This window comes from Fictibacillus sp. UD, from assembly GCF_043558025.1.
In the GTDB taxonomy this organism is placed as follows: domain Bacteria; phylum Bacillota; class Bacilli; order Bacillales; family Fictibacillaceae; genus Fictibacillus.
In genome coordinates this window covers 1-1,639 of record NZ_JARUHH010000029.1, presented here as the reverse complement: position 1 = coordinate 1,639, position 1,639 = coordinate 1, and the positions used below count along the sequence as shown (strand labels likewise).

Here is a 1,639-nt window from a genome sequence, read left to right as displayed (position 1 = left end):
AAATCGAGCAAGACAAACACTTTTATGGAGAGTTTGATCCTGGCTCAGGATGAACGCTGGCGGCGTGCCTAATACATGCAAGTCGAGCGAATGAAGAGGAGCTTGCTCCTCTGATTTAGCGGCGGACGGGTGAGTAACACGTGGGTAATCTGCCTGTAAGACGGGGATAACTCCGGGAAACCGGGGCTAATACCGGATAACAAGAGAAGAAGCATTTCTTCTTTTTGAAAGTCGGTTTCGGCTGACACTTACAGATGAGCCCGCGGCGCATTAGCTAGTTGGTGAGGTAACGGCTCACCAAGGCGACGATGCGTAGCCGACCTGAGAGGGTGATCGGCCACACTGGGACTGAGACACGGCCCAGACTCCTACGGGAGGCAGCAGTAGGGAATCTTCGGCAATGGGCGAAAGCCTGACCGAGCAACGCCGCGTGAGCGATGAAGGCCTTCGGGTCGTAAAGCTCTGTTGTTAGAGAAGAACAAGTACGAGAGTAACTGCTCGTACCTTGACGGTACCTAACCAGAAAGCCACGGCTAACTACGTGCCAGCAGCCGCGGTAATACGTAGGTGGCAAGCGTTATCCGGAATTATTGGGCGTAAAGCGCGCGCAGGCGGTCTCTTAAGTCTGATGTGAAAGCCCACGGCTCAACCGTGGAGGGTCATTGGAAACTGGGAGACTTGAGTGCAGGAGAGAAAAGTGGAATTCCACGTGTAGCGGTGAAATGCGTAGAGATGTGGAGGAACACCAGTGGCGAAGGCGGCTTTTTGGCCTGTAACTGACGCTGAGGCGCGAAAGCGTGGGGAGCAAACAGGATTAGATACCCTGGTAGTCCACGCCGTAAACGATGAGTGCTAGGTGTTGGGGGGTTCCACCCTCAGTGCTGAAGTTAACACATTAAGCACTCCGCCTGGGGAGTACGACCGCAAGGTTGAAACTCAAAGGAATTGACGGGGGCCCGCACAAGCAGTGGAGCATGTGGTTTAATTCGAAGCAACGCGAAGAACCTTACCAGGTCTTGACATCCTTTGACCACTCTAGAGATAGAGCTTTCCCCTTCGGGGGACAAAGTGACAGGTGGTGCATGGTTGTCGTCAGCTCGTGTCGTGAGATGTTGGGTTAAGTCCCGCAACGAGCGCAACCCTTGACCTTAGTTGCCAGCATTCAGTTGGGCACTCTAAGGTGACTGCCGGTGACAAACCGGAGGAAGGTGGGGATGACGTCAAATCATCATGCCCCTTATGACCTGGGCTACACACGTGCTACAATGGATGATACAAAGGGTTGCGAAGCCGCGAGGCCAAGCCAATCCCAAAAAGTCATTCTCAGTTCGGATTGTAGGCTGCAACTCGCCTACATGAAGCCGGAATTGCTAGTAATCGCGGATCAGCATGCCGCGGTGAATACGTTCCCGGGCCTTGTACACACCGCCCGTCACACCACGAGAGTTTGTAACACCCGAAGTCGGTGGGGTAACCCTTTTGGGAGCCAGCCGCCGAAGGTGGGACAGATGATTGGGGTGAAGTCGTAACAAGGTAGCCGTATCGGAAGGTGCGGCTGGATCACCTCCTTTCTATGGAGATTATGAAACAGCTTCGACTGTTTCGTAAGTACACCTATTCTTCTTTTGTTCAGTTTTGA

1 rRNA gene is annotated in these 1,639 nt (G+C 53.4%); it reads left to right on the top strand.

The annotated features are described in order from the left end of the window. Positions 1-21 precede the first annotated feature (21 nt). A 16S ribosomal RNA gene (locus P8610_RS20285) occupies positions 22-1,571 on the top strand. Positions 1,572-1,639 lie beyond the last annotated feature (68 nt).